The following is a 24,541-nucleotide window of genomic DNA, read 5'->3' on the forward strand; positions in this document are numbered from 1 at the left end:
TCCTCGGCCGGCCGGTCAGACCCAGCCGGGTACGGCGTGCCAGGCCGAGCCCGGGTCGGACGCGTCGTCGCGGACCACGCAGGCCTCGATCAGCCCGAAGGGGCGGTCGGCCGCGTAGAACACCTCGTTCGGGTTCTCCAGGCCGAACGGCGCCAGGTCGACGAGGAAGTGGTGCTTGTTGGGCGCCGAGAACTTGATCTCGGCGACCTCGGGATGCTTCTCCAGCACCGCCTGGCCCATGCCGTAGAGCGTCTGCTGCAGGGCGTGGCTGTGGATCTCGGCGAACTGCTTGAGCAGCAGCGCCCTGACCGACTCGTAGGCGGCGTCCCAGTCCACGTCGGTGTGGTCGTAGCGCCACCGCGCGACCAGGTCGGTGGCCAGGATCCGGTCGTCGGTCTCCTGCAGCGTCGTGTACCTGTCCCTGAGGAAGCCGTGGAACTCCGAACCGGTGGACTTCAGGAGGGTGACGTCCTGGATGCCGGAGACGACATGGGCCCTGCGGTCGGCACCGCGCCCGTCCACGTTGACGACCGTCGTGCGGGTGCCGATGCCGCTGCGCACGAAGGCGTGGTCGTGCCCGTCGCCACCGCCATCGATATCGATGCGCTGCCAGGGCACCTCGCTGATCTCGACCCGGGCGCCGTCGGCGGCGGGTGTCTGGGCGATGAAGTGGTCGGCCAGGGTGAGCGCGAAATCCTCGATCGCGCCGACGCCCTTCTCCCTGGCGAACGCGAAGACGGTGTTCTTCTGGGTGTCGGTGGGGAGCACGTCGGACTGGTCGCCGTCCACGTGCGAGAGGGTGAAGTCGCCGCGCAGCGCGCTGGAGACGGTGAGGTCGCGGATCTCGTGCCGGGGGGTGTCACGGTGGACGCGGACGAGGTGGCTCTGTGCTTTTCCGTACTGGTTGGGGCCCAGGACGATGGCCATCGGAGTCAGCTCCCTCGGTAGGTCGAGTAGGCGAACGGGCTCAGCAGGACCGGTACGTGGTAGTGCTGCGTGGCGTCGGTCAGCGTGAAGGTGACGCCGACCTCCGGGAAGAAACCGCTCTGGCCGGTGGCGGCGAAGTAGGCCGCCGTGTCGTACCGGAGCGTGTAGGCGCCGGGCTCGACCCGGTCGGGACCGAGCCGGGACACCCTGCCGTCCGCGTCGGTGTACGCCGACGCGAGGACGGTGTTCTGGTCGCCGACGACGCGGCACAGGCGGACCGGCACTCCGACCGCCGGCCGCCCCCGCGTGGTGTCCAGGACATGGGTAGTAATCGCACTCCGCGCACCCCCAGCACCGGCCGCACCCTTCGCGCCGGTCGTGTCCTTTGCGCCCGGCGCGTCGGTCGCGCTCATCGCGTCGCCGCCGCGCCGGCAGCCTGATCCGCGTCGGCCACCCCATCCGCACCGGCCACCGGATCCGCACCGGCCGCCTGACCGGCTTGGGCCGCGTGGTTCGCGGTGGCCGTGTCGGCGCCGACCAGTCGGGCCAGGCGGAGTAGTGCGATCTTGCGGAGCTCGCTCGCGACCACGGCCGCCTCCGTGGCGGGGTCGTTGCGGAGCCGGGCCCGCAGCTCGGCCAGGATCTGCGCGCCGGACCGTCCCGTGGCGCAGATCAGGAAGACCCGGCCGAAGCGCTCCTCGTAGGCGCGGTTGCCTTCGGCGAGCGCGGCGACGGTGACCGTGTCACGGTCCACGCCGGCCTGCTCCCGCCGCGACCAGGCCGCCGAGGCGTCGTCGCCGCGGGCGCGCTCGCCGATGCGCGGGTGCGCCGCCAGCGCGCGGTCGACCTCCGCCGGGGTGAGGTCGCGGGCGGCGCGGTCGGCCGTGTCGAGGAGCGTCTCGGTTTCGGAGTAGGGGCGTCCGCCGCTCACGGCGGCGACCCAGCGCGGGACGTCGCAGCACGCCCGCAGGTGGTCCGCCAGCGCCCGCTCGGGCGCGGCGTTGAACTCGTCGAGGGTCACAGTGCAACCTCTCTTTCGCATCGCGGAATTAAATTTCCGCATGTGCCATGAGAGTGACACTGTGGTCGCCATCACGTCAACACTTCGTTGAAGGAATTTCCACGGTTTGTTGAAAGAGGCTGCTCAGGAGCGGTTCCGGTTCAGGTAGTTGTAGACGGTGAAGCGGGTCACTCCCAGCGCGTCGGCCACCGTCTCGGCCGAGCGGCGGTAGCTGAACGCCCCGCGCTCCTCCAGCAGCCGGACCGCCCGCTGCTTCTCCGCCCGCGGCAGGTCGCGCAGCGGGCCGCCGAGTTCGCGTTCGAGGTCGGCGAGCAGCAGGCCGAGGTCGCCGACGGCGTCCCTGCCCTCCCCCGGCGCGGGCAGGCGGACGCCGGCGATGATGTGCCCCTCCCAGACCAGCGGCACGTCGGACGCGGTCAGCTCCGACGGTGCGACGACGCGCGCGCGGATGCGGTCGAGCAGCGGCGCGACCGCCACGAGCAGGGGGTGGCCGGTGTCCAGCGGGTGGTCAGCCATCGGCCCGCTGCGCGCCGTTCCCCGTGTCGACCCGGTCGACCTGGAGCGTGATCCGGCTGGCGCCGTGAGCGAGCGCGGTGGCGAGGACGCGTGCCAGCGCGGGCAGCAGCACGTCGTCCTCGCCGCTGACGAACGTGCCCAGCGGCCCGAAGTCGCAGGTCAGCCCGGCTGCCTGCGCCACGCGCAACGACTCGACCGCATGAGCCGGCGGATCCCCCTCCCCGTGGAAGGGTTCGGTGGTGAACTCGGCCTCGAGGCGCATGGCCCCGAGGCTACTCCGCTAGACCCTCCGGCGGGCCAGCGCCGCCAGCCGTCCGGTGTCCACTCCGATCAGGGCGTCGACCTCGGCGGCGTCCACCGCGCCGCACTCGACTCCGCGCAGCACGAACCCGGCCAGCGCCGCGGCGGTCGCGGGCTCGTCGAGGTAGCCCGAGTCGCCCGCGCCGACGTAGGCACGGAGCCGGGCCGCCGCCGTGGCGAGGCCCTCGCGGTAGAACGCGTACGTCGCCGCGTACCGGGTCGGGAGCTGAGCCGGATGCAGGTCCCAGCCCTGGTAGTAGCCGCGTTCCAGGGACCGGCGCACCAGCCGCGCGTGCAGCCGCCACGCGTCCTTCACCGCCTCCGGTGACCCGACCGGCAGCACGTTGGTCGACCCGTCCGACAGGAAGACGCCGGTGCCGGCCGCGGCGACCTGCATGACCGCCTTGGCGTGGTCGGCGGCCGGATGCTCCATGCTCTGGTAGGCCGCCGAGATCCCGCACGAGGCGGAGTAGTCGTAGGTGCCGTAGTGCAGGCCGGCGCAGCGCCCGCCCGCGGCATGGATCATCCGCGCCACCGGCGCCGTGCCGTCCGCGCCCAGGATCGACTGCGGCGTCTCCACCTGGATCTCGAACCTCAGCGTGCCGGGGGCCAGGCCGAGCGAGGACTCCACCCGCTCGCAGGCGGTGACCATCGCCTCGACCTGCTCCACCGCGGTGACCTTCGGCAGCGTCACCACGAACCCGTCGGACAGCGCGTCCGCGGCCGCGAGCCCGCCCACGAACAGCGCCAGCGTGCGCAGCCCACGCCGGCGGGTCGGACGTTCGAAGCCCTTGAACCGTATGCCGTGGTACGGCGGCGCCGTGCCGGCGCGGACGGAGGCGGCCAGCGCCGCGGCGGCCGCGGCGACGTCGGCGTCCTCCCGCTCGTCGGGACGCTCGCCGTAGCCGTCCTCGAAGTCGATGCGCAGGTCCTCGATCGGCTCGGTGGCGAGCTTGGCGCGGACCCGGCCCAGCACGTCGCCCGCCAGGTCGGCGGGGACGCCCGCGACCGCCGCCAGCTCGGCGGGCCCGGACACGTGGGCGTCGAGGACCGCGGCCGCCCGTTCGCCCCAGTCGCGTACCAGCCCGGCGCCGTAGCGGTCGCCGGGGACGTAGACGGTGTGCACCGGCTGCCGCCGCGCCTGGTCGCCGGGGTACCGGGCGAGCAGCGCCAGGTCACTCCCGGCCAGCCGCGCGTCGAGATCGTCGGCCAGGCCCGCCAGGTCGTCGAGGAGCTTCGCTCTGCGGCCGACCGCCCGCCGGGTCGCCTGGACGTCCATGGGAGCTCCTCCTTCTGCCGTCTGCCGCATGTCCACCGCTACGCCCCCTGCCCCGCCGCCTCGCGTACCGCCGCCGCGACCGCCGGCGCGACGTCGCCGTCGAACACCGACGGGACGATGTAGCCGGCGTCGAGCTCCGCGGGCGCGACGCAGTCGGCGATGGCCGTCGCCGCCGCGAGCATCACCTCCTCGGTGATCTCGCGTGCCCCGGCGTCGAGCATGCCCCGGAAGAAGCCGGGGAAGGCCAGCACGTTGTTGATCTGGTTCGGGAAGTCCGACCTGCCGGTGGCCACCACCGCCGCGTGCTCGCGGGCCGCGAACGGGTCGACCTCCGGGTCGGGGTTGGCCAAGGCGAAGACGATCGCGTCCCGCGCCATCGTGGCGATGTCGTCGCCGGTCAGCAGGTTCGGCGCGGACACGCCGACGAACACGTCGGCTCCCGCCAACGCCTCGGCGAGCGTGCCGGCGACTCCCCGGGGGTTGGTGTGGTCGGCGATCCACTGCCGCGCCGGATCGAGCCCGCCGCGGCCGCGGTGCACCGCGCCCTTCCGGTCGCAGGCGACGATGTCGCGGACGCCCTGGGCGTGCAGCAGCCGGATGATGGCGTGCCCGGCGGCGCCGACTCCGCTGACGACCACGCGCAGGCCCGTCTTGTCCTTGCCGACGACCCGCAGCGCGTTGGTCAGCGCGGCGAGCACGACGATGGCGGTGCCGTGCTGGTCGTCGTGGAAGACCGGGATGTCGAGTTCCTCGCGCAGCCGCCGCTCCACCTCGAAGCAGCGTGGCGCCGCGATGTCCTCGAGGTTGATGCCGCCGTACACGGTCGCGATCGAGCGGACGATCCGGACGATCTCGTCGGTGTCCCGGGTGTCCAGGCACACCGGCCAGGCGTCGACCCCGGCGAACCGCTTGAACAGCGCCGCCTTGCCCTCCATCACCGGCAGCGCGGCCGCGGGGCCGATGTCACCGAGACCGAGCACCGCCGACCCGTCGGTGACGACGGCGACCGTGTTGCGCTTGATGGTGAGCCGCCGGACGTCGTCGGGATTGTCGGCGATGGCCCGGCAGACCCGGGCGACGCCGGGCGTGTAGGCGCGCGACAGGTCGTCCCGGTGCCTGATCGGCACCTTCGGGTTGACCTCCAGCTTTCCGCCGAGGTGCATGAGGAAGGTGCGGTCGCTGACCTTGCGCACCGACACGCCCTCGACCTCGCGCAGGGCCTTGGTGACGGCGTCGGCGTGCGCCGCGTCCACGGCGTCGCAGGTGACGTCGACGATGAGCCGTCCGGCGTGGGACTCCACGACATCGAGCGCCGTCAGGGAACCGCCCGCACCGCTCACCGCGGCCACCAGGGCGCTGGTGGCACCGGGGCTGGCGGGTGTTTCGACGCGGACCGTGACGGCGTAGCCGGGACTGGTGTTCGGCATGTGTTCCTCACTGGGCTGCGAGCGGGGGGCTGAACTTCACGGAGGTTTTCCGTTATGCGGATAGTAGTATCTGTATGCCGAAAAAACTATGCCCCTCCTCGCGCCGTCCCGCCGCAAGGCGGCCACTATGATTCCGCCATACGAAAAACCGAGCGTCTGAGACACGGCAGGGGACCACCATGACGACCCCGGACTCCGGCACGGGCAGCGCGGACCGCAGGTCCCGCGGCGGAGTGCAGTCCATCGAGCGCGCCTTCGGGCTCCTTGAGACCCTGGCCGCTCATGGCGGGATGATGGGCCTGTCGCAGCTGGCGGCCGCCTCCGGCCTGCCCCTCCCCACGATCCACCGGCTGGTGCGGACCCTGGTGGACCTCGGCTACCTGCGCCAGGAGCCGTCCCGGCAGTACGTCCTCGGCCCGAAGCTCATCCCGCTCGGCGAGAGCTCGTCGCGTCTGCTCAGCGTGTGGGCGCGGCCGCACCTGGTGCGGCTGGTCGACGAGCTGGGCGAGTCGGCGAACCTGGCCATGCTCGACGGCGACCAGATCGTCTACGTCGCGCAGGTCCCCTCCCGCCACTCGATGCGGATGTTCACCGAGGTCGGCCGGCGCGTCCTCCCGCACTGCACCGCCGTGGGCAAGGCGATCATGGCCGGGATGCCGGGTGCGGAGGTACGTCAGATCCTGGGGCGTACCGGCATGCCACGGCAGACCGACAACACCGTCACCGACCCCGAGGTGTTCGCCGCGCAACTGGACCAGGTCGCCGAGCAGGGCTACGCCGTCGATGACGGCGAGCAGGAGGTCGGCGTCCGCTGCGTCGCCGTGGCGGTGCCCGACGCCCCCTCCCGCCTGGCGCTGTCGGTCTCCGGCCCCGCCGCCCGCATGACCGAGCAGGTCGTCGGCAAGGCGGTGCCGCTCCTGCAGGAGGCGGCCCGGGCGCTCTCGCACGACCTGTCCTGAACAGGCGACGCACGCCCCGGCGCACCGCATGCCGGGACATGCGTTTCACGCAGACCGGACACCGGCCAGCCCGCCGGCCACGACGGTCCTGTTCATCACGGCGCCCACGCTCATGGGGTTCCAATTCGCCGAGGGCGCCACCGCGGTCGTCGATCCAGCGGCCGTGCGCCTCCAATGCCGTCTCCTTGCCGATGCCGCGCGCCGCCGATCCGCGTCCATGACGCGCGGGCGGGCCTAGGGAACGCACGCGGCGAGTTGCCGCCCGTACACCGCCTTGCGCGCGCTCACTTCATCGAACGCGAACATCTCGAGGGCCTCCCCCGGCCGCGGGGACCGCGTGCGCGTGGCCCGCCGCTCGGGCTGCGCGGCGTCGATCGCACGCGCCGTGGCCGCCGCCGGACCCTGGCCAGTGAAGCCCGCTTGGACATCCCCGACCGCATCCCTGCCCCACAGCTCGTCATACCGCACGGCGGTGCGGAGGGGCAGCCGCGCTTCGGCTCCGTCGGCAGGCACCATGCCCGCGCTCTCCCGTCGGGCTGCCCGGATGGCCGAAGCGTCTGACGAGCTACGGGCATTGCATACAACTTCGCCCTTTAGTCCGCTCCAAGGGGTAGAAATGTCATCGATCGCATGCAATCGTGTGCTCGGCGGTCACGCACGCGAAGGACGGTGGCGATGGAGCGGCTCACACGGCGATCGGTGATGTCGGGGCTCGGGCTGGTCGCGGGCCTCGCCGTCAGCGGCGCGGCCGGCGGCACCGCCGCCGCCGCCCGGCCCGGCGGGGGCCCGTCCGGCGGTCGCGGGCGGCACAGGCATCCGAAGGGACCCAAGATGAAGATCACCAAGTTGGCCGGCGGGCTGCTGTTCCCGGAGGGCCCGGTCGCGCTCCCGGACGGCGACGTCCTGGTGGTGGAGATCCACCGCGGCACGCTGACCCGCGTCCGCCCGGACGGGACCACGTCCGTCGCGGCGGAGGTCGGCGGCGGTCCGAACGGCGCGGCGCTCGGCCCGGACGGGCGGGTCTACATCGCCAACTGCGGCGGCCTGCGCCGCTTCGAGGTGGGCGGCTTCGTCTTCGCGGGCGGCATCCCCGACGACTACACCACCGGCAGCATCCAGGCCGTCGACCTCTCCGACGGCTCCGTCGAGACCCTCTACACCGGGGCGGACGGCGTCCCGCTCCGCGGACCGAACGACCTGGTCTTCGACGCCCACGGCGGCATCTACTTCACCGACTACGGCAAGAGCGACGGCGTCACCGGCGACAAAGGCCGCCTGTTCTACGCGAAGGCGGACGGCTCGTCCATCACGATGATCGCGGGCGGAATGGAGGGCCCGAACGGCATCGGCCTGTCCCCCGACGGCAAGCGCCTGTACGTCAGCGAGACGTACACCGCGCGCGTCTGGTGGTGGGACGTCACGGCGCCCGGCGAGATCAAGGGCGGCAGGTCGCTCGGCGGCTCCGGCGGCGGCAACTTCCTCTACACCGCGCCCGACTACACGAACTTCGACTCGCTCGGCGTGGACGCGCACGGCAACGTGTGCGTCGCGTCCATGGTGCACGCGGGCATCTCGGTGATCGCGCCGTCCGGGAAGCTCGTCGAGTTCGTGGACATCGACGTGGACGACGACCCGGGCATCACGAACATCTGCTGGGGCGGGGACGACATGCGCACCGCGTACGTCACCGCGTCGAGCACCGGCCACCTCCTCAAGGTCGAGGACTGGCCGCGCCCCGGTCTGAAGCTCAACTACGCCTGATCCGGCGCATCGAGTCGCAGCGTGCCGCCCTCCGCCGGCGCAGGCGGGAGGGCGGCACGCCGCGGGTCAGCCGGTCGCCACCTTGAGGATGCGGCGGGCGGTGCTCTGGATGTGAACCTCGTCCGGGCCGTCGTAGATGCGGCCCTCGCGGGCGTGCCGGTACATCCGCGACAGGGGCAGGTCGTCCGTCAGGCCGGCCGCGCCGTGGACCTGGATGGCGCGGTCGATGACGTTGTGCAGCATCCGGGCGCCGACGACCTTGATGGCGCCGATCTCGATGCGCGCCTGGTCCCCGGCGTCGATCCGCTCGGCGGCCTGGAGGGTGAGGAGCCGGGCCGCCTGGATCTCGGTGTAGGAGTCGAACACGTGCTTCTGCATCAGCTGCTTGGCCGACAGCGGCTCCCCGAACGCGGTGCGGACGCCGAGGCGGGCGCACATCAGCTCGAACGCGCGCTGCGCCTGGCCGAGCCAGCGCATGCAGTGGAAGATGCGGCCGGGTCCGAGCCGGTCCTGGGCGATGACGAAGCCGTGGCCGCGCGGGCCGAGGAGGTTGTCGGCCGGGACGCGGACGTCCTCGTACGCCACCTCGTAGTGGCCGCCGTGCAGGCCGAGCACCGGCGTCTCGCGGACGATCCGGTACCCCGGCGTGTCCGTCGGCACGATGATCATGCTGAAGGCGCGGTGCGGGCTCGGCGGATCCTGCTCGGTGCGGCACATGACGGTGGTGTACGCGGCGTCGGCGGCGCCCGTCGTGAACCACTTGCGTCCCCGGATGACCCATTCGTCGCCGTCGAGTTCGGCGGTCGTCCGGATGCCGGTCGGGTCGGACCCGGCGACGGACGGCTCCGTCATCGCGAAGCTCGGCGACACCTCCCCCGCCACCATCGGGGCGAGGTAGCGCTCCCGCCAGCGGGGGCTGGCGTACTTGTGCAGCATCAGCGAGTCCTGGAGCGTGAACGTGCCGAGCGCGAGCTGGCCCCACTCGCTGCGACCCTGCACCTCGTTGACGTAGACGTAGTCGAGGAACGGCATGCCGCCGCCGCCCAGCTCCTTGGGGTGCCCGAGCGCCCAGAGGCCCTCCTCCTTCGCCTGCCGGCGCAGGTCGCGCAGGGCGTCGCGGGACTCCTCGCCGCCCGCGTTCAGCACCGGTTCGGCGGGCTCGACCCGCTGCGTCATGAAGGCGTGGACGGCGTCGCGGACGTCCCGGACCCGGTCCGGCACGGGGAACAGCATCACGCCTCCCCGGTCAGGTCGGCGGCGATGTCGCGGTTGCCGTAGCCCTCCGGCGCGGCGACCTCCACGACGGCCTCGGGGCGGTCGTCGAACTCGACGCGCAGCGCCTTCGACATCGTCGCGTGCATGTCGTACATGCAGGTGATGTAGGTGAGCTGGAGGATCTCCCTGTCGGGGAGGTGCTCCTTGAGGATGTCGAACACCTCGTCGGGGACGCGGCCGCCGTCGAGCACGAGCCCGTCGGTGTAGGCCAGGACGGCGCGTTCCAGCCGCGAGTAGCAGTCGGCGGTCTGCCAGTGCGGGATCGCCTGGATCTTCTCCTCCGGCATGCCGAGCGCCCGCATCTGCTTGCAGTGCTGGGAGAACACGAACTGGCTGCCGCGCGCCCAGCCGGCCCGGCACTGGCCGAGCTCGCGGAGCACCGGGTCGAGGCTGGCGTTGCGGTAGAGCGCGAAGCCGCGGACGGCGTGCCGGAACACGTCGGGCGACTGGGCGAAGACCGTCCACCAGTCGCCCGGGGAGCCGGTGGCGGTGCCGTGGTCGACGGCGGGGTCGCGGTCGGGGCCGAAAAGGTGGTCGTAGAAGAAGAGGACGCGCTCGTCGGTGACCTCGGCGCGGGGGACCTCACGCAGTCGGGGCATGCTGCTCCTTCGTCGTCGCCGTGGGGACGGCCGTGGGGACGGTCTTCGGGGCGGTGCGGTCGGCGGCGGTCTTCGGTTCGTGGGAGACGTCGGCGTCGGTGAACGTCCGCGTCCAGCACGCGAACTCCAGCAGGATGCCGTCCGGGTCCTGGAAGTAGAAGGACCGGACGAAGACGCCCTCGCCGAACTCGGGTGCGATGCCCAGCGGGCTGTCGTCGTGGTTGAGGATCGGGCTGACGGTGACGCCCTTGTCCTTCAGCCGCCGCCGGTACTCCTCGAACTTCTCCGGCGGGACGTGGAACGCGACGTGGTTCATCGACCCGACCGCGCTGAGCAGCTCGCCCTGCTCGGGACGGCCCGCGGGCGCGGACACGCCGGGCACGCCGTCCGGGGCGTCCGGGAACCAGAAGAACGCGATGCAGTCGCCGCCGCCGCAGTCGAAGAAGAAGTGCTGGCCCATGCCGGCCGGCAGGTCGATGGTCTTGATGAGCGGCATTCCCAGCACGCCGCTGTAGAAGTCGACGGTGCGCTTCATGTCGGACGACACGAGCGCGAGATGGTTGATGCCGCCCAGCTCGAATTCGGTGTTCTTCGGGCCCGTCATGAGACCTCCCTGTACCTGGCGCGCAGCTCCCGCTTGAGGATCTTGCCCGCGACGTTGCGCGGCAGTTGCGCGACGAACTCGACGCGTCGCGGGACCTTGTAGCCGCCGAGATGTTCGCGGCAGGCCGCGATGATCTCCTCGGCGGTGGCGGACGCGTCCGGCCGCAGCACGACGGCCGCGGCGACGGACTCGCCCCATCGCGGGTCGGGGACGCCGAAGACGGCGGCGTCCGCGACGGCGGGGTGACGGTGGAGCACCTCCTCGACCTCGCGGGACGCGACGTTCTCCCCGCCCGTGACGATCATGTCCTTGATCCGGTCGACGATGTAGACCATTCCCTCGGCGTCGCGGCGGACGATGTCGCCGGTCCGCAGCCAGCCGTCGCGGAACGCCTCGGCGGTCAGCTCCGGCTCCCGCCAGTAGCCGGTCATCACCTGGTCGCCGCGGACGAGCATCTCGCCGGCCTCGCCGTCCGGGACGTCGCGGAACTCCGCGTCGACGATCCGGACGTCGGCGATGTCCATGGCGCGTCCGGCGGCGGCGAGAAGGTGGGTCTCGCCGGCGGCGGCGCGGCGGTGCTCGGCCATCCCGAAGTACAGGATGTTGCCGCCGGTCTCGCTCATGCCGAAGCCCTGGTAGAAGTCGCAGCCGAGGACCTCCATGCCGCGCCGCAGCACCTCCGCCGGGATGCCGGACGCCCCGTACCCGATCGCCTGGAGCGTGCCGAGGTCGCGGTCCCCGATCCCGGGATGGCCGAGCAGGAACGCGATCATCGTGGGCGCGAGGCCGGTCTGGGTGACCTTCCATTCGGCGACCAGCCGCAGGAACGTCTCGTTGTCGTACGACCGGACGATCCCGACCGTGCAGCCGCGCAGGTGGTTGACCAGGACCGCGTAGCCGCCGACGTGGCACAACGGGAAGCAGAACAGGAAGACGGTGCCGTCCGGGATCTCCCAGTGGGCGGCGGAGCTCATGACCCCCGCGACCAGGTTGCGGTGGCTGAGCATGACGCCCTTGGGCCTGCCGGTGGTGCCGCTCGTGTAGACGAGCCAGGCCAGCGCGTTCTCGTCCGGGCGGGGCGGCTCGGACGCGGGCGCGGCGCCGACGAGGCCGGCCCAGTCGCGGTCGCCGCCGCCGTCCAGGCCGATGACGGTCTTCACGGTCGGCATCGCGGCGCGGTGCTCGGCCATCGCGTCCAGGTACTCGCCGCTCACGACGAGCACGGACGCCCGCGCGTGGTCGGCGAGCGCGGCGATCTCGGACGGGTGCAGCCGGTGGTTGAGGAACGTCAGCGCCATCCCGGCGGCGGGAACGCCGTAGTACAGGTCGACGTACTCGGGCCTGTTCCCGGTGAGGACGGCCACGCGGTCGCCCGTCTCCGCCACGGTCAGCAGGGCGTTCGCGACCTTCCGGACGCGGTCCCGCAGTTGCGCGAAGGTGATCGCCTGGTCCTCGAACCTGAGCGCGGTGCGGGCGGGGTGCTTGCGGGCCGCGTACTCGACGATGTCGCTGATCAGCATGGCTGCTCCGGCACGCGCTCCTCCTCGGAGTTGACTTGACAGTCATGTCAGTTCTGGCCGATGCTCGGGATCCTGATCCTGGGAACATCGGGTTGTCAACCCCCGCACGGGGGCCGATGGGGAGGGGCACGGGACATGCGCAGCAAAGCCGGACCGATCGAGGAGGCGGCCGGGCAGGCACCGCTGACCGAGCGGGGCGCCCGGACGCGGGAGCGCATCCTCTGCGCCGCCCGCGAGGTGTTCGAGGAGCGCGGGTTCCTCGACACGCGGGTCGCCCACATCGCCCGCCGCGCCAACGTCGCCTACGGCTCGTTCTACACGTACTTCCCGTCCAAGGAGGCGGTGTTCCTGGAGGTCGCCGACCGGCTCTTCCAGGACATGACGCAGCATGACCTCGTCCCGTCCACGGGCCCGTCGCCGGCCGCCCGCGTCCGCCGCGCCAACCGCTCCTACTACGAGGCGTACCGGCGCAACGCGAGGATGATGGCGATCATCGAGCAGGTCGCGACGTTCAACGTCGAGTTCCAGGAGATGCGGCGCAGGCACCGCGCCGGGGCGATCGGACGGTCGGCGAAGGCCATCGAGCGGTGGCAGCGCGCCGGGCTCGTCGACGCGGACCTCGACGCCGAGATGGCCGCCCGCGCCCTTGCCGCCATGGTGGATCACTCCCTGTACCTCTGGTTCGTCCAGGGCGAGGACACCCCCGACACCGAGCGCCTCCTGGACACCCTGGACGCCCTCACCATCCGCGCCCTCGGCCTCCCGACCTGAAGGCCCGCAGCCCCGAAGGAGCCCCCCTTGGAACTCGCCGACCGTTTCATGACCGCGATCACCGCGGGGGACGTGGAGACGCTCCGCTCCCTCTACGCGCCGGACGCGAAGATCTGGCACAACGGCCCCGGCGAGGGCGGCGGCGCCGAGCAGGACGTCGAGGACAACCTGCGCACGCTCCGCTGGCTGTCGCGGAACCTGGCGGACTTCCGCTACGAGGAGATCAGGCGCGACCCCCTGCCGGACGGCTACGTCCAGCGGCACGTCCTGCGCGGTTCCCTCCCGGACGGCAGCGCGATCGAGATGGCCGCGTGCCTGTTCGTCACCGTGGACGGCGCCGGCCGCATCGCCCGCATCGAGGAGTACGCGGACACGCGCGGCAGCGACCCGCTGCGCGCGCTCGCCGCCGCACAGCGGGCGGCCCGGGCATGAGCGGCGCGGGCAGGGGCGGCCCGGACACGAGCGGCTTGGGCGAGGCGCTCGCCGGGTTGCTGTCCGCCGAGGTGACGGGCCTGCGCCGCCTGTCGGGCGGGGCGAGCCGCGAGACGTGGGCGTTCGAGGCGGACGGCCGCGCCCTCATCCTTCGCCGCGATCCCCCCTCCGCCCCCGACCCGTCCGCCCTGAATGCAGGCGACATGGCGCGCGAGGCCGCCCTCCTCGCCGCCGCCGCGGAGGCCGGCGTGCCGGTCCCCCGCCTCGCCGGGCACGGCGACGCGCTGCTCGGCACCCCGTACCTGATCATGGAGCGGCTGGACGGCGAGACCATCCCGCGCCGGCTGCTGCGCGACGACCGCTTCGCCGAGGTCAGGCCGCGCCTCGCCCGGGAGCTCGGCGGCATCCTCGCCAGGATCCACACGATCCCGCCGGATCGGATCCCCGGCCTGCCGTCCGGCGACCCGCTCGCCGAACTCGCCGCGCACTACCGGGCGTTCGAGGAGCCGCGGCCCGCCGTCGAGCTGGCCCTCCGCTGGCTGGACGAGCACCGTCCGCCGTCGTCCGGGCGCCGCTCCCTGGTGCACGGCGACTTCCGCAACGGCAACCTGATGATCGACGAGTCGGGTGTGCGCGGCGTCCTGGACTGGGAGCTCGCCCACGCCGGCGACCCCGCCGAGGACCTCGGCTGGCTGTGCGTGAAGGCGTGGCGGTTCGGCTCGCCGCTGCCGGCCGGCGGCTTCGGCACCCGCGAGGACCTGCTGGACGGTTACGCGGCGGCGGGCGGCGTTCCGCCCACACCGCGGGAGCTGCACTGGTGGGAGGTGTACGGCACGCTCCGCTGGACGATCCTGTGCCGGCACCAGGCCGAGCGTTTCCTGAGCGGCTCCGATCCGTCGATCGAGTACGCGGTCCTCGGCCGGAAGGTCTGCGAGCAGGAACACGACCTCCTGCTGGCCCTCGGGCTGACCGAGCCCGAGGAGGTCGCCGACCCGCTGGACGCGTCCGGCACGGCGCCGGAGCGGTCCGCGCCGCACGACCGGCCGTCCGCGCACGCGCTGATCGACGCCGTGACCGGGTTCCTGCTCTCGGCCGAGCAGCCGGACGACCGGCTGCGCTTCCACGCGCGCGTCGCGGCGGGCGCGCTCCGCATCGCCCGCCGGGAACTGCTCCTCGCGGACGGGCACCGGGTCGCGCACCGGGACCGCCTCCGCGCCCTGGGCTGCGCCGACGACGCCGCCCTGGCCGCAGCCGTCCGCGACGGCACCCTGGACGGGCGCATGGACGAGGTGGTCGCGGCCGTCCGCGCGTCCGTCCGGGACAAGCTGACCGTCGCCAACCCCGCCTACCTGAACACCCGCTAGCCCGGGAACGGGCCCGCGCGGCCGAGCAGGGCGGGCGGCTGCTCGCCGAGCAGTTCGCCGAGCCAGGCGCCCGTCTCCGCCACCGCCTCCATGTCGATGCCCGTCTCGACGCCACTGCGGTGGAGGGCGTAGAGGAGGTCTTCGGTCGCGATGTTGCCGGTGGCGGACGGGGCGAACGGGCAGCCGCCGAAGCCGCCGGCGCTGGCGTCCAGCGTCGCGGCGCCCTCGTCGAGCGCGGTCAGCGCGTTCGCGTAGCCGGTGTTGCGGGTGTTGTGGAAGTGGAAGCGCAGCGGCGTGCCGGGGGCCGCCTCCCGCGTCCGGCGGGTCAGGTCGCGGACCTGCGCGGGGACGCCGACCCCGATCGTGTCGGCGAGCGCGATCTCGAAGGCCCCGGCGGCGTGCGCGCGGCGCGCGATCTCCGCGACGCGGTCCGGCGGCGTCTCGCCCTCGAAGGGGCAGCCGAACGCGGTCGCGATCGTCACCCCGGCCGGGACGCCCGCGTCGGCGGCGGCCGCGGCGATCTCGTCCCACGCGTCCAGCATCTGCGCGGTCGTGCACCCCTGGTTGCGGACGGAGAACGTGTCCGACGCGACGACGACCACGTTGACCTCGTCCACCCCGGCGGCGAGGGCCCGGTCGAGGCCCCGCCGGTTGAGGACCAGCCCGCTGTAGGCGACGCCGTCGCGGCGCGGGACGCCTGCCATGACCTCCTCCGCGCCCGCCATCTGCGGGACGCGCCTCGGGTTCACGAAGGAGACGGCCTCGATCCGGCGGGTCCCGGCTTCCACGCAGCGGGTGATGAACGCGATCCTGTCCTCGGGGGAGAGGGTGCGCTGCTCGTTCTGGAGGCCGTCACGCGGGCCAACTTCCAGGACCGTTGTATGCAATCCATTCCCCTCGCTGGAGTTGTCGTCGTCTCTGCGACTATATTGCATGCAATAACGCAAGGAGGGTTCATGCCCCGCGCCACCGACACCGCCTACGAGGCGGTCCGCCAGATGATCCTCTCGGGCGAGGCCGCGGCCGGCAGCCGACTCGGCGAGGCGGAGCTCGCCGAGTCGCTGGGCCTGTCGCGCACCCCTGTCCGGGAGGCGCTCCAGCGGCTCGGGTCGGACGGCCTGGTCGAGGTCCTCCCCCATCGCGGCGCCCGCGTCGTCCAGTGGACGAGCGCGGACCTGGAGGAGATCTTCGAGTTGCGCTCGCTGCTGGAGCCGTACGCGGCGGCGCGCGCCGCCCGCCTGCGACCGGACGACACCGTCCTCGCCGACCTGCGCGGCCTGTGCGCGGAGATGGAACGGGCGGCGGCCGACGGCGACCTGACCAGGGTCGCGCGGCTCAACTCCCGCTTCCACGCCGCGGTGATCGAGGCGTCCGGGAACCGGCGGCTGCCGGCGATGCTGACCTCGGTCATGCACGCGCCGCTGATCATCGGCACGTTCCGCCGGTACGGCGCGGACGCGCTGGCACGGAGCATGAACCACCACCGGGAGCTGGTCGCCGCCATCGCCGCGGGCGACCCCGCGTGGGCCGAGTCGGTGATGCGGTCGCACATCCGCGCGGCGGCGGCCGAGCTCACCGCGGACGAGAACGAGGAGACATGAGCGACGACGCATCCCCCCGCCCCGGCGGCGCCTCCCCCGGCACCGGCGGCGCGGCTCCCGGCGCCCTCGGCGACCTGCGGGTCGTGGAGATGGGGCAGCTGCTGGCCGGGCCGTTCTGCGGGCAGCTGCTCGGCGACTTCGGCGCCGAGGTCGTCAAGGTGGAGCCGCCGGGCGCCGGCGACCCGATGCGCGAATGGGGCCGGGAGAAGCCGCACGGGCAGTCGCTCTGGTGGCCGATCCTCGCCCGCAACAAGAAGTCGGTCACGCTCAACCTGCGCACCCCCGAGGGGCAGGCGCTGGCGCGGCGCCTCATCGCGGGGGCCGACGTCCTGGTGGAGAACTTCCGTCCCGGCACCCTGGAGCGCTGGGGCCTCGCGCCCGAGGTCCTGCACGCCGACAACCCGCGGCTGATCATCACCCGGGTCACCGGCTACGGGCAGGACGGTCCCTACGCGCCCCGGGCCGGGTTCGGCTCGATCGGCGAGGCGATGGGCGGCATCCGGTACGTCACCGGCGACCCCGACCGGCCGCCGTCCCGCGCCGGTATCTCCCTCGGCGACGAGCTCGCCGGGACGTTCGCCGCGCTCGGCACCCTCGTCGCCCTGCACGCCCGGCACCGCACCGGACGCGGGCAGATCGTCGACTCGGCGCTGTACGAGGCGGTGCTGGCGATGATGGAGTCGCTGATCCCCGAATGGGAGATCGCCGGCTACCAGCGGGAGCGCACCGGCTCGGTGCTGCCGAACGTCGCGCCCAGCAACGTGTACCCGACCAAGGACGGTCCCGTCCTCATCGCCGCGAATCGCGACACGATCTGGCGTCGGCTCGCCGCCCTCATGGGACGTCCGGAACTCGCCGACGACGAGCGCTACGCCACGCACGGCGCCCGCGGCGCCAACGCCGGCGAACTGGACGACCTCATCGCCGCCTGGACGGCGGACCAGGAGTCGTCCGCGCTCCTGGAACTGCTCCACGAGAACGGCATCCCGGCGGGCCTCACCTACCGCGCCAGGGACATGCTCGCCGACCCCCACTACAAGGCCCGCGAGGCGATCATCCGGATGGCGCATCCGGACTTCGGCGACTTCCCGATGCAGGGCGTCTTCCCGAAGCTCTCCGACACGCCCGGCGAGGTCCGCACGGTCGGCCCGTCCCTCGGGCAGCACAACGCCGAGGTCTACGGCGCACTCGGCCTGACCACCGAGGAGATCGCGGCTCTGGCCGCAACCGGAACGATCTGAGGGAAGGTGCGCGGCCCGCCGCCGTCCCTTGCACGTCGTGAAGGGCCGATGGCGGACCGCCCAGCCGAGCAACGCTCCCGCCCTCGGCCGCCGGCGCCGCGACCACCGTCCAAACCGCCGCCAATGCCCGGCGGCCGGGCTCCCACCGCCAGACCGCCCGGGGCGGCGGCCGGAACTCCGACTGCTCGGGCGAGACAAGCGGTCCGTCACCGACGCGAGACCCCGAACGGGCACAGCGCGCTCAGCGGAATCGGGCGGAAGTAACGCACGGAACGGCCTGGCGCGATGCGCCCGAGCGGTAAGGACCACACCGCACCCACCGATGGGCAGCTGCCGGACAGAGTCGCCTGTCAGGCGAGACAAGCGGTCCGTCACCGGCACGAGGCCCCAAACGGGCACCGCGTGCCCAGCGGAATCGTGCGAAAGTAACGCACAGGACGGCCCGGCGCGATGCGCCCGAGCGGTAAAGACCACACCGCACCCACCGATGGGCGGCGGCGACCGGACGGAGTCGCCTGTCATCGGACAGGGACCGTCCTGCCTGCCAGCCGCCCGGCGGCGGCCTCGTCGTGCACGGTGGCCAGGCCGGTCAGCGGCCGCCGTCTCCCGTGACTGCCTCGCGTGCCCTTCAAGGACGGCGCGGGCTTCCTCGGGGTGCCGTCGAGCACAAGGCAGAGAAGAACCGCACGCCACGTCAGTCCGGCTCGCGCGATGAGGGCATGCCGCCTGGTTTGGGGCGGCCAGGCGGTGTTCCGGTGGGCGATCCCCAACCAGAACAGTCCTTCGGGTTGAAGAACCGGTCGTCCGGAGTGCCGAGGGCGTGACCGCTTGTGGCCGGAGTTGATCCGTTCCGTCCGGGGTGTCGCCAGTGATCAACGGTCTGCCAGGTTGGGAGGCTGGCGGCAGCGCGTTGACCAAGGGGGAGGGCATCGTGGCGAGCACAGTCACCCGTGACGGTTTCACCTTGTGGTACGAGGTGAAGGGCGACGGTCCTGCGGTCATCTTCCCGTCGAGAATGCGCAGTGAGCACTCGATGCTGGCCGAAGCGCTGGCGGCGAGTGGGTATCGGGTTGTGCGCTACAAGCCCCGCCAGGTCGTCGGCGTGATGGAAGCCGAGGACGAGGCGGGTGGCTCGTGGGAGCCGCGAAGCTGGACCCGCTTCCCAACCGAAGTCGAGATCGCCGACCTGCACGCGGTGGCGGACGCCGCGAGTGTGGGTGACTTCGTGCTGGCCGGATACTCCGGCATGGCCGCGCTGGCTGGTTTCCTGGTGGGTGCCACCAAGCGGGCGGTCGGCCTCATGGTCGGCGGCTTTCCGCTGCTGTCCGGCGCCGACTACTGGCTCGGCTATGTCGAAGGTGCTCGCGCGGCGCTGCTGCAGGCCGGGCTGCGGGACAAGGCGGACGAGCACCACCTGGGCATCCTGATGTACCGGGAGTGGGCGGCACGCGACGACGCCGAGATGCTGGCGGCCCTGAAGGGGCCGAAGATCCTCTGGTACGGCTCGATGGACGGCGAACCCTCATGCCGGATGTATGACTACGTGGGGGGACGCGCGATCGCACGCCGCGTCCGCGACCGTTCCGAACAATTGCGACAGGCCGGGTTCGAGGTCATCGAGTTCGAAGGGCTGGACCACATCGCCGGCCTGGCCGAGGCTCCCCTGGTCGCCCCGAGACTGTCCGCCGCGCTGGCCGCGGCCGAATGGTAGCCCCTCGGCAAGGCGGAGGGACGACCGGTTGCGCACAGGAAGGCGATCCATGACTGGCGGTCAGCGGCAGCGACGGGACAGTTCAGGGGCCACCCGTCTGGTGACGCCGGCGATGGGCGCCCTCGCAGTCGGAGCGATATTCGGCGCGGTGACCTCCCTGGTCAATGCCCTCTCCGGCCACTTCGCCGACCTGGAAAGCCGGGAGGCCACCTCCAGCGGAGCGTCGCCGCTGGAGGTCATCAGCGTGCTGCTGGACTCGGGTTGGGCCTGGGCGGGGCTGGCGGTCGCCACGGGCTGGCTGGTCACCCGCACCGAACAGAACCCTCGTGCGGCGCTCGCCACGGGTGCGGCCGCCGGCGCTCTGGCGTTGATCGCGGCCACGACCGCCTACAGCGTCGTGGACACCATCCGCGGCGCCGGGGCCGCTCACTGGTACCAGTCCGAACCATTCTTCTGGTGGGTCGCCGGCGTCGTGTTCGGACCTCCCTTGGGAGCCATAGGCGCCTGCATCAAGCGGCCCACCATGATCGGCCTGCTGGCGCGACTGACCGTGCCGGTCGGCGCCGCCGCGCAGATGTTGGTGCTCCCACCTGGCCGCAACGACACGATCACCACCATCGGGCAGGCGGTCGTGGGGACGGCTGCCGCCGCGAGCATCGTCTTCGCCGTCAGCCACTTCTTCAACGCGAAACGGCGTCTCTCCTCGTAGACCGGCACGTGCGTCGGCCAGGATCGGCGCCCCCGCGTGCCGCCAACGGACGCAGCCATGCTGCCAAGCCCCCTTCCCGCCGGGGTAGGAGCCCCGCGCTCACGGCGTCCCTTTCGGCCCGTCCTCGGAAGAAACGCCAGCCGCACATCCCAGCAGGGGCGAGTTCGGCTGAATGGCCGCTGTCAGCCACCGGACAGGGTGTCGTTCACAAACGCCACCTTCGCCATCTTCGCCCGGACGGCGGCGTCGAGATCGATGCCCATGCGCGCGGCCAGGATCGCCGCGCAGATCATCACATCGGCGACCTCCCCGGCCGCCGGCTCGAGAGTGAAGCCGCCGAGCTTGTCGGCCCGCTGGTAGCGCACGAACCCGAGCACCTCCCTCTGCAGTTCTCCCGCCTCCTCACCGAGCTTGGCGCTCTGCGCCAGCAGGAAGAACTCCCGGTCCCTGGCGTCGTCGGCGGCCAGGCCGAACACAGCCGCCAGACGATCGGCCTGCCAGGCAGCCCACTGGCCGAGTTCCTCCAACGCCATGCCGCCCGCCTCGTCCCCGAACGTGGGCGCGCTGCCGCCGAACGTGGATGCCTCGCCGTCGCGGGACGTGGGCGCCACGCTGCCACCGGACGTGGGCGCCACGCCGTCGCCGCGCGCGCCACTCGCGGAAGTCAGGACGGCTCCTGCGATGCGAAGCGGCGCCTGGTGACGCCGCTGTCCAACTCGATGACGCTGCGGGCCCACGGGCTCATGCGCAGCCGGGGCACGACCGCCGCGGCGAACCAGTGGAACATGATTCCCTCCGTGACCGGCAGAGCCGCCGCGTCCCCGTCCCACCGCCCGCGGAAGACATTGATGTGGCCCTTCGTCGTGCCGTCCGGCCCCAGACTGCGCGCCACGGTGAACCGCTGCAGGCCGGGAATGGACAGCCCGGCCTCCTCCATCAACTCACGGCGGATCGTCTCCTCGGGAGACTCCCCCGCCTTGCGGTTGCCACCGATCAGGGACCAGGTGCCCGGATCGCAGATGCCCGGCACGTCATCCCGCAGGTGCAGCAGGTATTCGCCGCGGGCGTTCACCAGCAGCGCCGCTGTGCCCTTGACCCGCTCATCGCCGGGCGTCTCGTCCTGGCCGTCGTTCCTGCTCATCCGTCCTACCGCCCGTCCTGCTCGTCGCCTTGCAGGTACTGCCGCACAGCGCCCGGGCCGGCGTGCCACCGGTGCCGCTCGGCTGTCTCCAGCGGCAACGTGCCGGATGTGCACGCCTGCGTCGCCACCTTCCACACCCCTCCTGCGAGACCGCCAGGACGGCGACGTGCGTCTCACGGGTATCGGCCGGCGGGTCGTCCGCCGTTGCCTTCCGAGCGCGCGTCAGCAGGCCCTCCCAGCCGAGCCGGCCGTCGCCCCGTCGCAGGTACAGCGCCGACTGGCCGAGCATCTGCTGTCCCGCCCAGTCGGCGTACAGCGCTACCTCAGCCTCGTCGACAGGATGGCGCGAAACCAGGGCCAGTTCACCACGCATCGGCGACGCCCAGTTGCGATCCATCGGCCGCGGTGACGTCACCGAACTGCAGCAGGTCGACGCCGACGGACAACTTCATCTCCATCGACACCGGCGCCACGCCACATTCGGCTGAATCCAACGGCGGGCGGAGCGCACGGTCGCTCATGGCCCCAAGCGTAGGGGCAGGCACTGCGGAGCGGACCCGGCGCCGGAATTTATACCGGCTCAGCTAGTCATGTATGTGTCCAGCAGGTGGAGGGGGCGGCCCCGACGATCAGACCGCCCCGGGCAGCGGCGCCCTAGGGACGCCTGGCACCCTCCCCACGTCCGACGGCGAGAGGATCGCCCTGGCGTCCTGACCAGCAGACATACCTACAGGAACGATTCGGGGCCCGACATCAGCGCACGCCGTCCCCACGGGCTGGAAGGGATGCCGTGGCCTGCACGGCCGGGCGCGTGGCGGCGCCACCGCGCCCACTCCTTAGCCGACGCCGGGAGCGTGTACTAGATCTGCGGTCACGTCGACGCCCACTGCGCCAACCATGAGATACCTATCGCGCAGTGGTACGCGATAGGGACGCCCTGACCGCCCCAGAACCCTCCCCCCGCCGACGACTCTGAGCAGCGGTCTCTACCCGCGCCCAAGGGATCACAGGCGTCACCTCCGACCAGCGACGCTGATGGCCGACCCGGGCTGTGAACCCCGCAGCGCATTCAAGTCGACGCCACCGCTGATTTGAGCGACGGTCCCTACCCCACGCCCAAAGGATCACGGGCATCACCTCGGACTGGAAACGCCGGTGGCGGGCCCGGGCTGTCAACCCGACAGCGCGCTCAAGCCGGCGCCATCGCCGATTGAACAGCGGCCCTACCCCACGCCCAAGGGATCACAGGCGTCACCTCCGACCGGCTACGCCGATGGCCGCCCCAGGCCGTGAACCCGACAGCGCGCTCAAGTCGACGCCATCGCCGATTTGAACAGCGCCCCCTACCCCACGCCCCACGGTTCATGCGCATCACCTCCGACCAGCGACGCCGGTGGCGGGCCCGGGCTGTGAACCCCGCAGCGCGTTCAAGTCGGCGCCATCGCTGATTTGAGCGACGGCCCTTACCCCGCCCCAGAGCTCACGCGCGTCACCTCCAACCAGCGACGCTGATGGCAGGCCCGGGCCGTCAACCCGACAGTGCGCTCAAGCCGACGCCATCGCCGATTGAACAGCGGCCCCTACCCCACGCCAACGGTTCACGCACGTCACCCCCGACCAGCAGCCCGGGCCGTGAACCCGACAACGCGCTCAAGCCGGCGCCATCGCTGATTTGAACGGCGGTCCCTACTGCGCACACAGGGGTGCGGGGGTCACCTCGGAACAGTGACACCCGGTGGCCGAGCCGGGCTGTGAAGTCGGCGGCGCATTCCGGGTCGGCGTTCAGGCGCGGGGGCCTCTGTACGAGTCGATAGCGGTGCCGCTATGGTTTCTCATATGAACAGTGGCTCAGATGTTCAGATATGGTTCTGGACGGATGCCCGAGCCGGGCGGCCTTTCCCGAACGGGTGGCGCGGGGTTGCGACGCAATGTCGGACGTCCATGCCGTCCAGGACCTGACGGCGGTGATTCATCTGCTGGCCCCGGTCAGCTGCGTCTGCTGACCGCTCTGCTGGAAGGCGGGGAAATGCGCGAGTCGGATCTGGCCACCATGACCGGGCAGGGCGAGTCGGGGTGTCGTACGCCTGCTCCTGTTGCGCGCACCGGGTGGTGACCGTCCGTCGGTCCGGCCGCATGGCCTACTCCCCCGACGCCCACATCCGCATGCTGCCAGCCCTGGCACTAACCCCCGTCTGAAGCGGTCCCGACAGCGATACCGCACACGGCACCGACTGACCCCCAAAACGACACACGAACACCACAGGAGGACACAGGTGGGACACGGACACGGGCACGGACATGCCCATGCCGCCGGGCACGCGGGCGGAAAGCATCGATGGCGGCTGGCTGTCGCGTTCGCGCTCATCGCCGGGTTCTTCGGAGTGGAGCTCGCGTATGGGCTGCTGTCGGGGTCGCTGGCGCTGCTGTCGGACGCCGGGCACATGGCGGCCGACGTCGTCACGCTGGGCGCGGCGCTCGTGGCCACCCGGATCGCCACCCGCCCCGACACCACCGGGCAACGCACCTACGGCTCGTACCGGGCCGAGGTTTTCGCCTCGGGGTTCGCCGTGCTGGTCATGGTGGGTGTTGCCGTCTACATCGTCGCCGAGGCGCTGATACGGATCGGCGACCATGCCGAGGTGTCCTCCACGCCGATGCTGGTGGTGGGGGCGCTGGGCCTGGCGGTCAACATCGCGGCGATGGTGCTGCTGCGCGCGGGGGCGTCCGAGAGCCTCAACGTGAAGGGCGCCTATCTGGAGGTTGTGGCCGACACCGCGGGGTCGGTCGGGGTGATTGTCGCCGGTGTGCTGGTGGCGGCCACCGGCCAGGTGCTGTTCGACACCGTGGTCGCCATCGCCATCGGCGTGTTCGTGGTGGTGCGGGCCGTGGCGCTGGGCCGCCAGGTGGTGGCGGTGCTGGGGCAGCACGCCCCCGAGGACGTGAACGTGGGCCGGGTGGCCGCCGACCTGGGTGCGGTCGACGGTGTCCAGGACGTCCACGACCTGCATCTGTGGACGCTCACATCGGGCATGCACGTGGCCACCGCCCACCTGGTCACCGCCGACCAGACCGCCACCCACGGGGTGCTCGACCGCGCCCTGCAGGTGCTACGCGAACGGCATGGTGTCGCACACGCCACCCTGCAGGTCGAACCCGCCGACCACACCGGCTGCGACGCCGTCTCCTGGTAAGGCCCACAGGGCCCTGGTGTTCGAGAGCGAGCCTGCGGATGCTGCTGTTCACCGCCGCCAACCTGGCCGCCCCACTGGTCACCACCCGGCCCGCGACGTCACCAAACCCGTTTCGATGCCGCCAAGGCCGCCGCCAAGAACCGCGTCAACGATCCGGAACTGGTGGCGTCCAGGCTGCTGGAACCCACCTGA

Annotated in this window: 26 protein-coding genes; 10 read left to right on the plus strand and 16 right to left on the minus strand. The window is 72.1% G+C overall.

The window, feature by feature from the left end:
* Window positions 1–15: 15 nt before the first annotated feature.
* The 7 genes from pucL to ABD811_RS01390 form a co-directional block, all read right to left on the minus strand.
* Complete coding sequence (gene pucL / locus ABD811_RS01360; protein WP_344939523.1) at window positions 16–927, minus strand: factor-independent urate hydroxylase; 912 nt, start codon at window positions 925–927, stop codon at window positions 16–18.
* 5 nt (window positions 928–932) lie between these two features.
* A complete protein-coding gene (uraH, locus tag ABD811_RS01365; protein ID WP_344939525.1) occupies window positions 933–1,211 on the minus strand; it encodes a hydroxyisourate hydrolase in 279 nt (92 codons plus the stop codon).
* A 125-nt stretch (window positions 1,212–1,336) separates the two neighbouring features.
* Window positions 1,337–1,948, minus strand: coding sequence for a 2-oxo-4-hydroxy-4-carboxy-5-ureidoimidazoline decarboxylase (gene uraD / locus ABD811_RS01370; protein WP_344939527.1), 612 nt, complete (start codon window positions 1,946–1,948; stop codon window positions 1,337–1,339).
* Between the two features lie 123 nt (window positions 1,949–2,071).
* A complete protein-coding gene (locus tag ABD811_RS01375; RefSeq protein ID WP_344939528.1) occupies window positions 2,072–2,464 on the minus strand; it encodes a helix-turn-helix domain-containing protein in 393 nt (130 codons plus the stop codon).
* On the minus strand, window positions 2,457–2,726 hold the full coding sequence (locus tag ABD811_RS01380; RefSeq protein ID WP_344939530.1) for a hypothetical protein: 270 nt from the start codon (window positions 2,724–2,726) through the stop codon (window positions 2,457–2,459). The genes ABD811_RS01375 and ABD811_RS01380 overlap by 8 nt, the downstream gene beginning before the upstream one ends.
* A gap of 18 nt (window positions 2,727–2,744) precedes the next feature.
* A complete protein-coding gene (locus ABD811_RS01385; protein WP_344939532.1) occupies window positions 2,745–4,043 on the minus strand; it encodes a DUF6986 family protein in 1,299 nt (432 codons plus the stop codon).
* Between the two features lie 38 nt (window positions 4,044–4,081).
* The gene (locus ABD811_RS01390; protein ID WP_344939534.1) at window positions 4,082–5,470 is read right to left on the minus strand and encodes an NAD-dependent malic enzyme; all 1,389 of its coding nucleotides are present in this window, start codon (window positions 5,468–5,470) and stop codon (window positions 4,082–4,084) included.
* A gap of 179 nt (window positions 5,471–5,649) precedes the next feature.
* Here ABD811_RS01390 and ABD811_RS01395 point away from each other — a divergent pair, with 179 nt between their 5' ends.
* Window positions 5,650–6,429: an IclR family transcriptional regulator gene (locus ABD811_RS01395; RefSeq protein WP_344939536.1), complete on the plus strand. Its 780-nt coding sequence runs from the start codon at window positions 5,650–5,652 to the stop codon at window positions 6,427–6,429.
* 234 nt (window positions 6,430–6,663) lie between these two features.
* Here ABD811_RS01395 and ABD811_RS01400 read toward each other — a convergent pair whose 3' ends face one another.
* On the minus strand, window positions 6,664–6,945 hold the full coding sequence (locus tag ABD811_RS01400; RefSeq protein ID WP_344939538.1) for a hypothetical protein: 282 nt from the start codon (window positions 6,943–6,945) through the stop codon (window positions 6,664–6,666).
* A 159-nt stretch (window positions 6,946–7,104) separates the two neighbouring features.
* Here ABD811_RS01400 and ABD811_RS01405 point away from each other — a divergent pair, with 159 nt between their 5' ends.
* Window positions 7,105–8,190, plus strand: a complete 1,086-nt coding sequence (locus ABD811_RS01405) for an SMP-30/gluconolactonase/LRE family protein (RefSeq protein ID WP_344939540.1) — start codon at window positions 7,105–7,107, stop codon at window positions 8,188–8,190.
* A 66-nt stretch (window positions 8,191–8,256) separates the two neighbouring features.
* On the opposite strand, the gene ABD811_RS01410 is transcribed toward ABD811_RS01405, so the two are convergent.
* Genes ABD811_RS01410 through ABD811_RS01425 form a run of 4 tightly spaced genes read right to left on the minus strand, consistent with a single transcriptional unit; the run spans window position 8,257 to window position 12,188 of the window.
* Window positions 8,257–9,423 (minus strand): acyl-CoA dehydrogenase family protein, encoded by a 1,167-nt coding sequence (locus ABD811_RS01410; RefSeq protein ID WP_344939542.1) that lies wholly within the window; start codon window positions 9,421–9,423, stop codon window positions 8,257–8,259.
* A complete protein-coding gene (locus ABD811_RS01415; RefSeq protein WP_344939543.1) occupies window positions 9,423–10,064 on the minus strand; it encodes a carboxymuconolactone decarboxylase family protein in 642 nt (213 codons plus the stop codon). The genes ABD811_RS01410 and ABD811_RS01415 overlap by 1 nt, the downstream gene beginning before the upstream one ends.
* Window positions 10,048–10,668, minus strand: a complete 621-nt coding sequence (locus tag ABD811_RS01420; RefSeq protein WP_344939545.1) for a VOC family protein — start codon at window positions 10,666–10,668, stop codon at window positions 10,048–10,050. The genes ABD811_RS01415 and ABD811_RS01420 overlap by 17 nt, the downstream gene beginning before the upstream one ends.
* The gene (locus ABD811_RS01425; RefSeq protein ID WP_344939547.1) at window positions 10,665–12,188 is read right to left on the minus strand and encodes a class I adenylate-forming enzyme family protein; all 1,524 of its coding nucleotides are present in this window, start codon (window positions 12,186–12,188) and stop codon (window positions 10,665–10,667) included. The genes ABD811_RS01420 and ABD811_RS01425 overlap by 4 nt, the downstream gene beginning before the upstream one ends.
* Window positions 12,189–12,323: 135 nt before the next feature.
* Here ABD811_RS01425 and ABD811_RS01430 point away from each other — a divergent pair, with 135 nt between their 5' ends.
* The 3 genes from ABD811_RS01430 to ABD811_RS01440 are packed head-to-tail and all read left to right on the plus strand — an operon-like array spanning window position 12,324 to window position 14,755.
* The gene (locus tag ABD811_RS01430) at window positions 12,324–12,959 is read left to right on the plus strand and encodes a TetR/AcrR family transcriptional regulator (protein WP_344939549.1); all 636 of its coding nucleotides are present in this window, start codon (window positions 12,324–12,326) and stop codon (window positions 12,957–12,959) included.
* A gap of 27 nt (window positions 12,960–12,986) precedes the next feature.
* Window positions 12,987–13,391, plus strand: a complete 405-nt coding sequence (locus ABD811_RS01435) for a nuclear transport factor 2 family protein (protein ID WP_344939551.1) — start codon at window positions 12,987–12,989, stop codon at window positions 13,389–13,391.
* 35 nt (window positions 13,392–13,426) lie between these two features.
* Window positions 13,427–14,755 carry a phosphotransferase family protein gene (locus ABD811_RS01440; protein WP_344939552.1) on the plus strand — a complete coding sequence of 443 codons (1,329 nt, stop codon included), beginning with the start codon at window positions 13,427–13,429 and terminating at the stop codon, window positions 14,753–14,755.
* On the opposite strand, the gene ABD811_RS01445 is transcribed toward ABD811_RS01440, so the two are convergent.
* Complete coding sequence (locus ABD811_RS01445; protein ID WP_425549347.1) at window positions 14,752–15,690, minus strand: hydroxymethylglutaryl-CoA lyase; 939 nt, start codon at window positions 15,688–15,690, stop codon at window positions 14,752–14,754. The two genes, ABD811_RS01440 and ABD811_RS01445, sit on opposite strands and share 4 nt — an antisense overlap.
* Window positions 15,691–15,711: 21 nt before the next feature.
* Between ABD811_RS01445 and ABD811_RS01450 the strand changes: the two genes are divergently transcribed.
* The 4 genes from ABD811_RS01450 to ABD811_RS01465 all read left to right on the plus strand — a co-directional run bounded on the left by ABD811_RS01450 (window position 15,712) and on the right by ABD811_RS01465 (window position 20,017).
* Window positions 15,712–16,356 carry a GntR family transcriptional regulator gene (locus ABD811_RS01450; RefSeq protein ID WP_344939556.1) on the plus strand — a complete coding sequence of 215 codons (645 nt, stop codon included), beginning with the start codon at window positions 15,712–15,714 and terminating at the stop codon, window positions 16,354–16,356.
* The gene (locus ABD811_RS01455; protein WP_344939558.1) at window positions 16,353–17,597 is read left to right on the plus strand and encodes a CaiB/BaiF CoA transferase family protein; all 1,245 of its coding nucleotides are present in this window, start codon (window positions 16,353–16,355) and stop codon (window positions 17,595–17,597) included. Before ABD811_RS01450 ends, ABD811_RS01455 begins: the two co-directional genes overlap by 4 nt.
* A gap of 868 nt (window positions 17,598–18,465) precedes the next feature.
* Window positions 18,466–19,308, plus strand: a complete 843-nt coding sequence (locus ABD811_RS01460) for an alpha/beta fold hydrolase (protein ID WP_344939560.1) — start codon at window positions 18,466–18,468, stop codon at window positions 19,306–19,308.
* Between the two features lie 148 nt (window positions 19,309–19,456).
* Window positions 19,457–20,017, plus strand: a complete 561-nt coding sequence (locus ABD811_RS01465; RefSeq protein WP_344939562.1) for a DUF6518 family protein — start codon at window positions 19,457–19,459, stop codon at window positions 20,015–20,017.
* 182 nt (window positions 20,018–20,199) lie between these two features.
* Here the strand turns inward: ABD811_RS01465 and ABD811_RS01470 are convergent, their stop codons facing one another.
* The 3 genes from ABD811_RS01470 to ABD811_RS01480 all read right to left on the minus strand — a co-directional run bounded on the left by ABD811_RS01470 (window position 20,200) and on the right by ABD811_RS01480 (window position 21,679).
* The gene (locus tag ABD811_RS01470) at window positions 20,200–20,628 is read right to left on the minus strand and encodes a hypothetical protein (protein ID WP_344939564.1); all 429 of its coding nucleotides are present in this window, start codon (window positions 20,626–20,628) and stop codon (window positions 20,200–20,202) included.
* Between the two features lie 53 nt (window positions 20,629–20,681).
* Window positions 20,682–21,158, minus strand: a complete 477-nt coding sequence (locus tag ABD811_RS01475) for an NUDIX domain-containing protein (RefSeq protein WP_344939566.1) — start codon at window positions 21,156–21,158, stop codon at window positions 20,682–20,684.
* A 362-nt stretch (window positions 21,159–21,520) separates the two neighbouring features.
* Window positions 21,521–21,679, minus strand: a complete 159-nt coding sequence (locus tag ABD811_RS01480; protein WP_344939568.1) for a hypothetical protein — start codon at window positions 21,677–21,679, stop codon at window positions 21,521–21,523.
* Between the two features lie 1,752 nt (window positions 21,680–23,431).
* Between ABD811_RS01480 and ABD811_RS01485 the strand changes: the two genes are divergently transcribed.
* Window positions 23,432–24,349, plus strand: a complete 918-nt coding sequence (locus ABD811_RS01485) for a cation diffusion facilitator family transporter (protein ID WP_344939570.1) — start codon at window positions 23,432–23,434, stop codon at window positions 24,347–24,349.
* The last annotated feature ends 192 nt before the right edge of the window (window positions 24,350–24,541 follow it).

This window comes from Actinomadura miaoliensis, from assembly GCF_039536785.1.
Lineage (GTDB): Bacteria > Actinomycetota > Actinomycetes > Streptosporangiales > Streptosporangiaceae > Spirillospora > Spirillospora miaoliensis.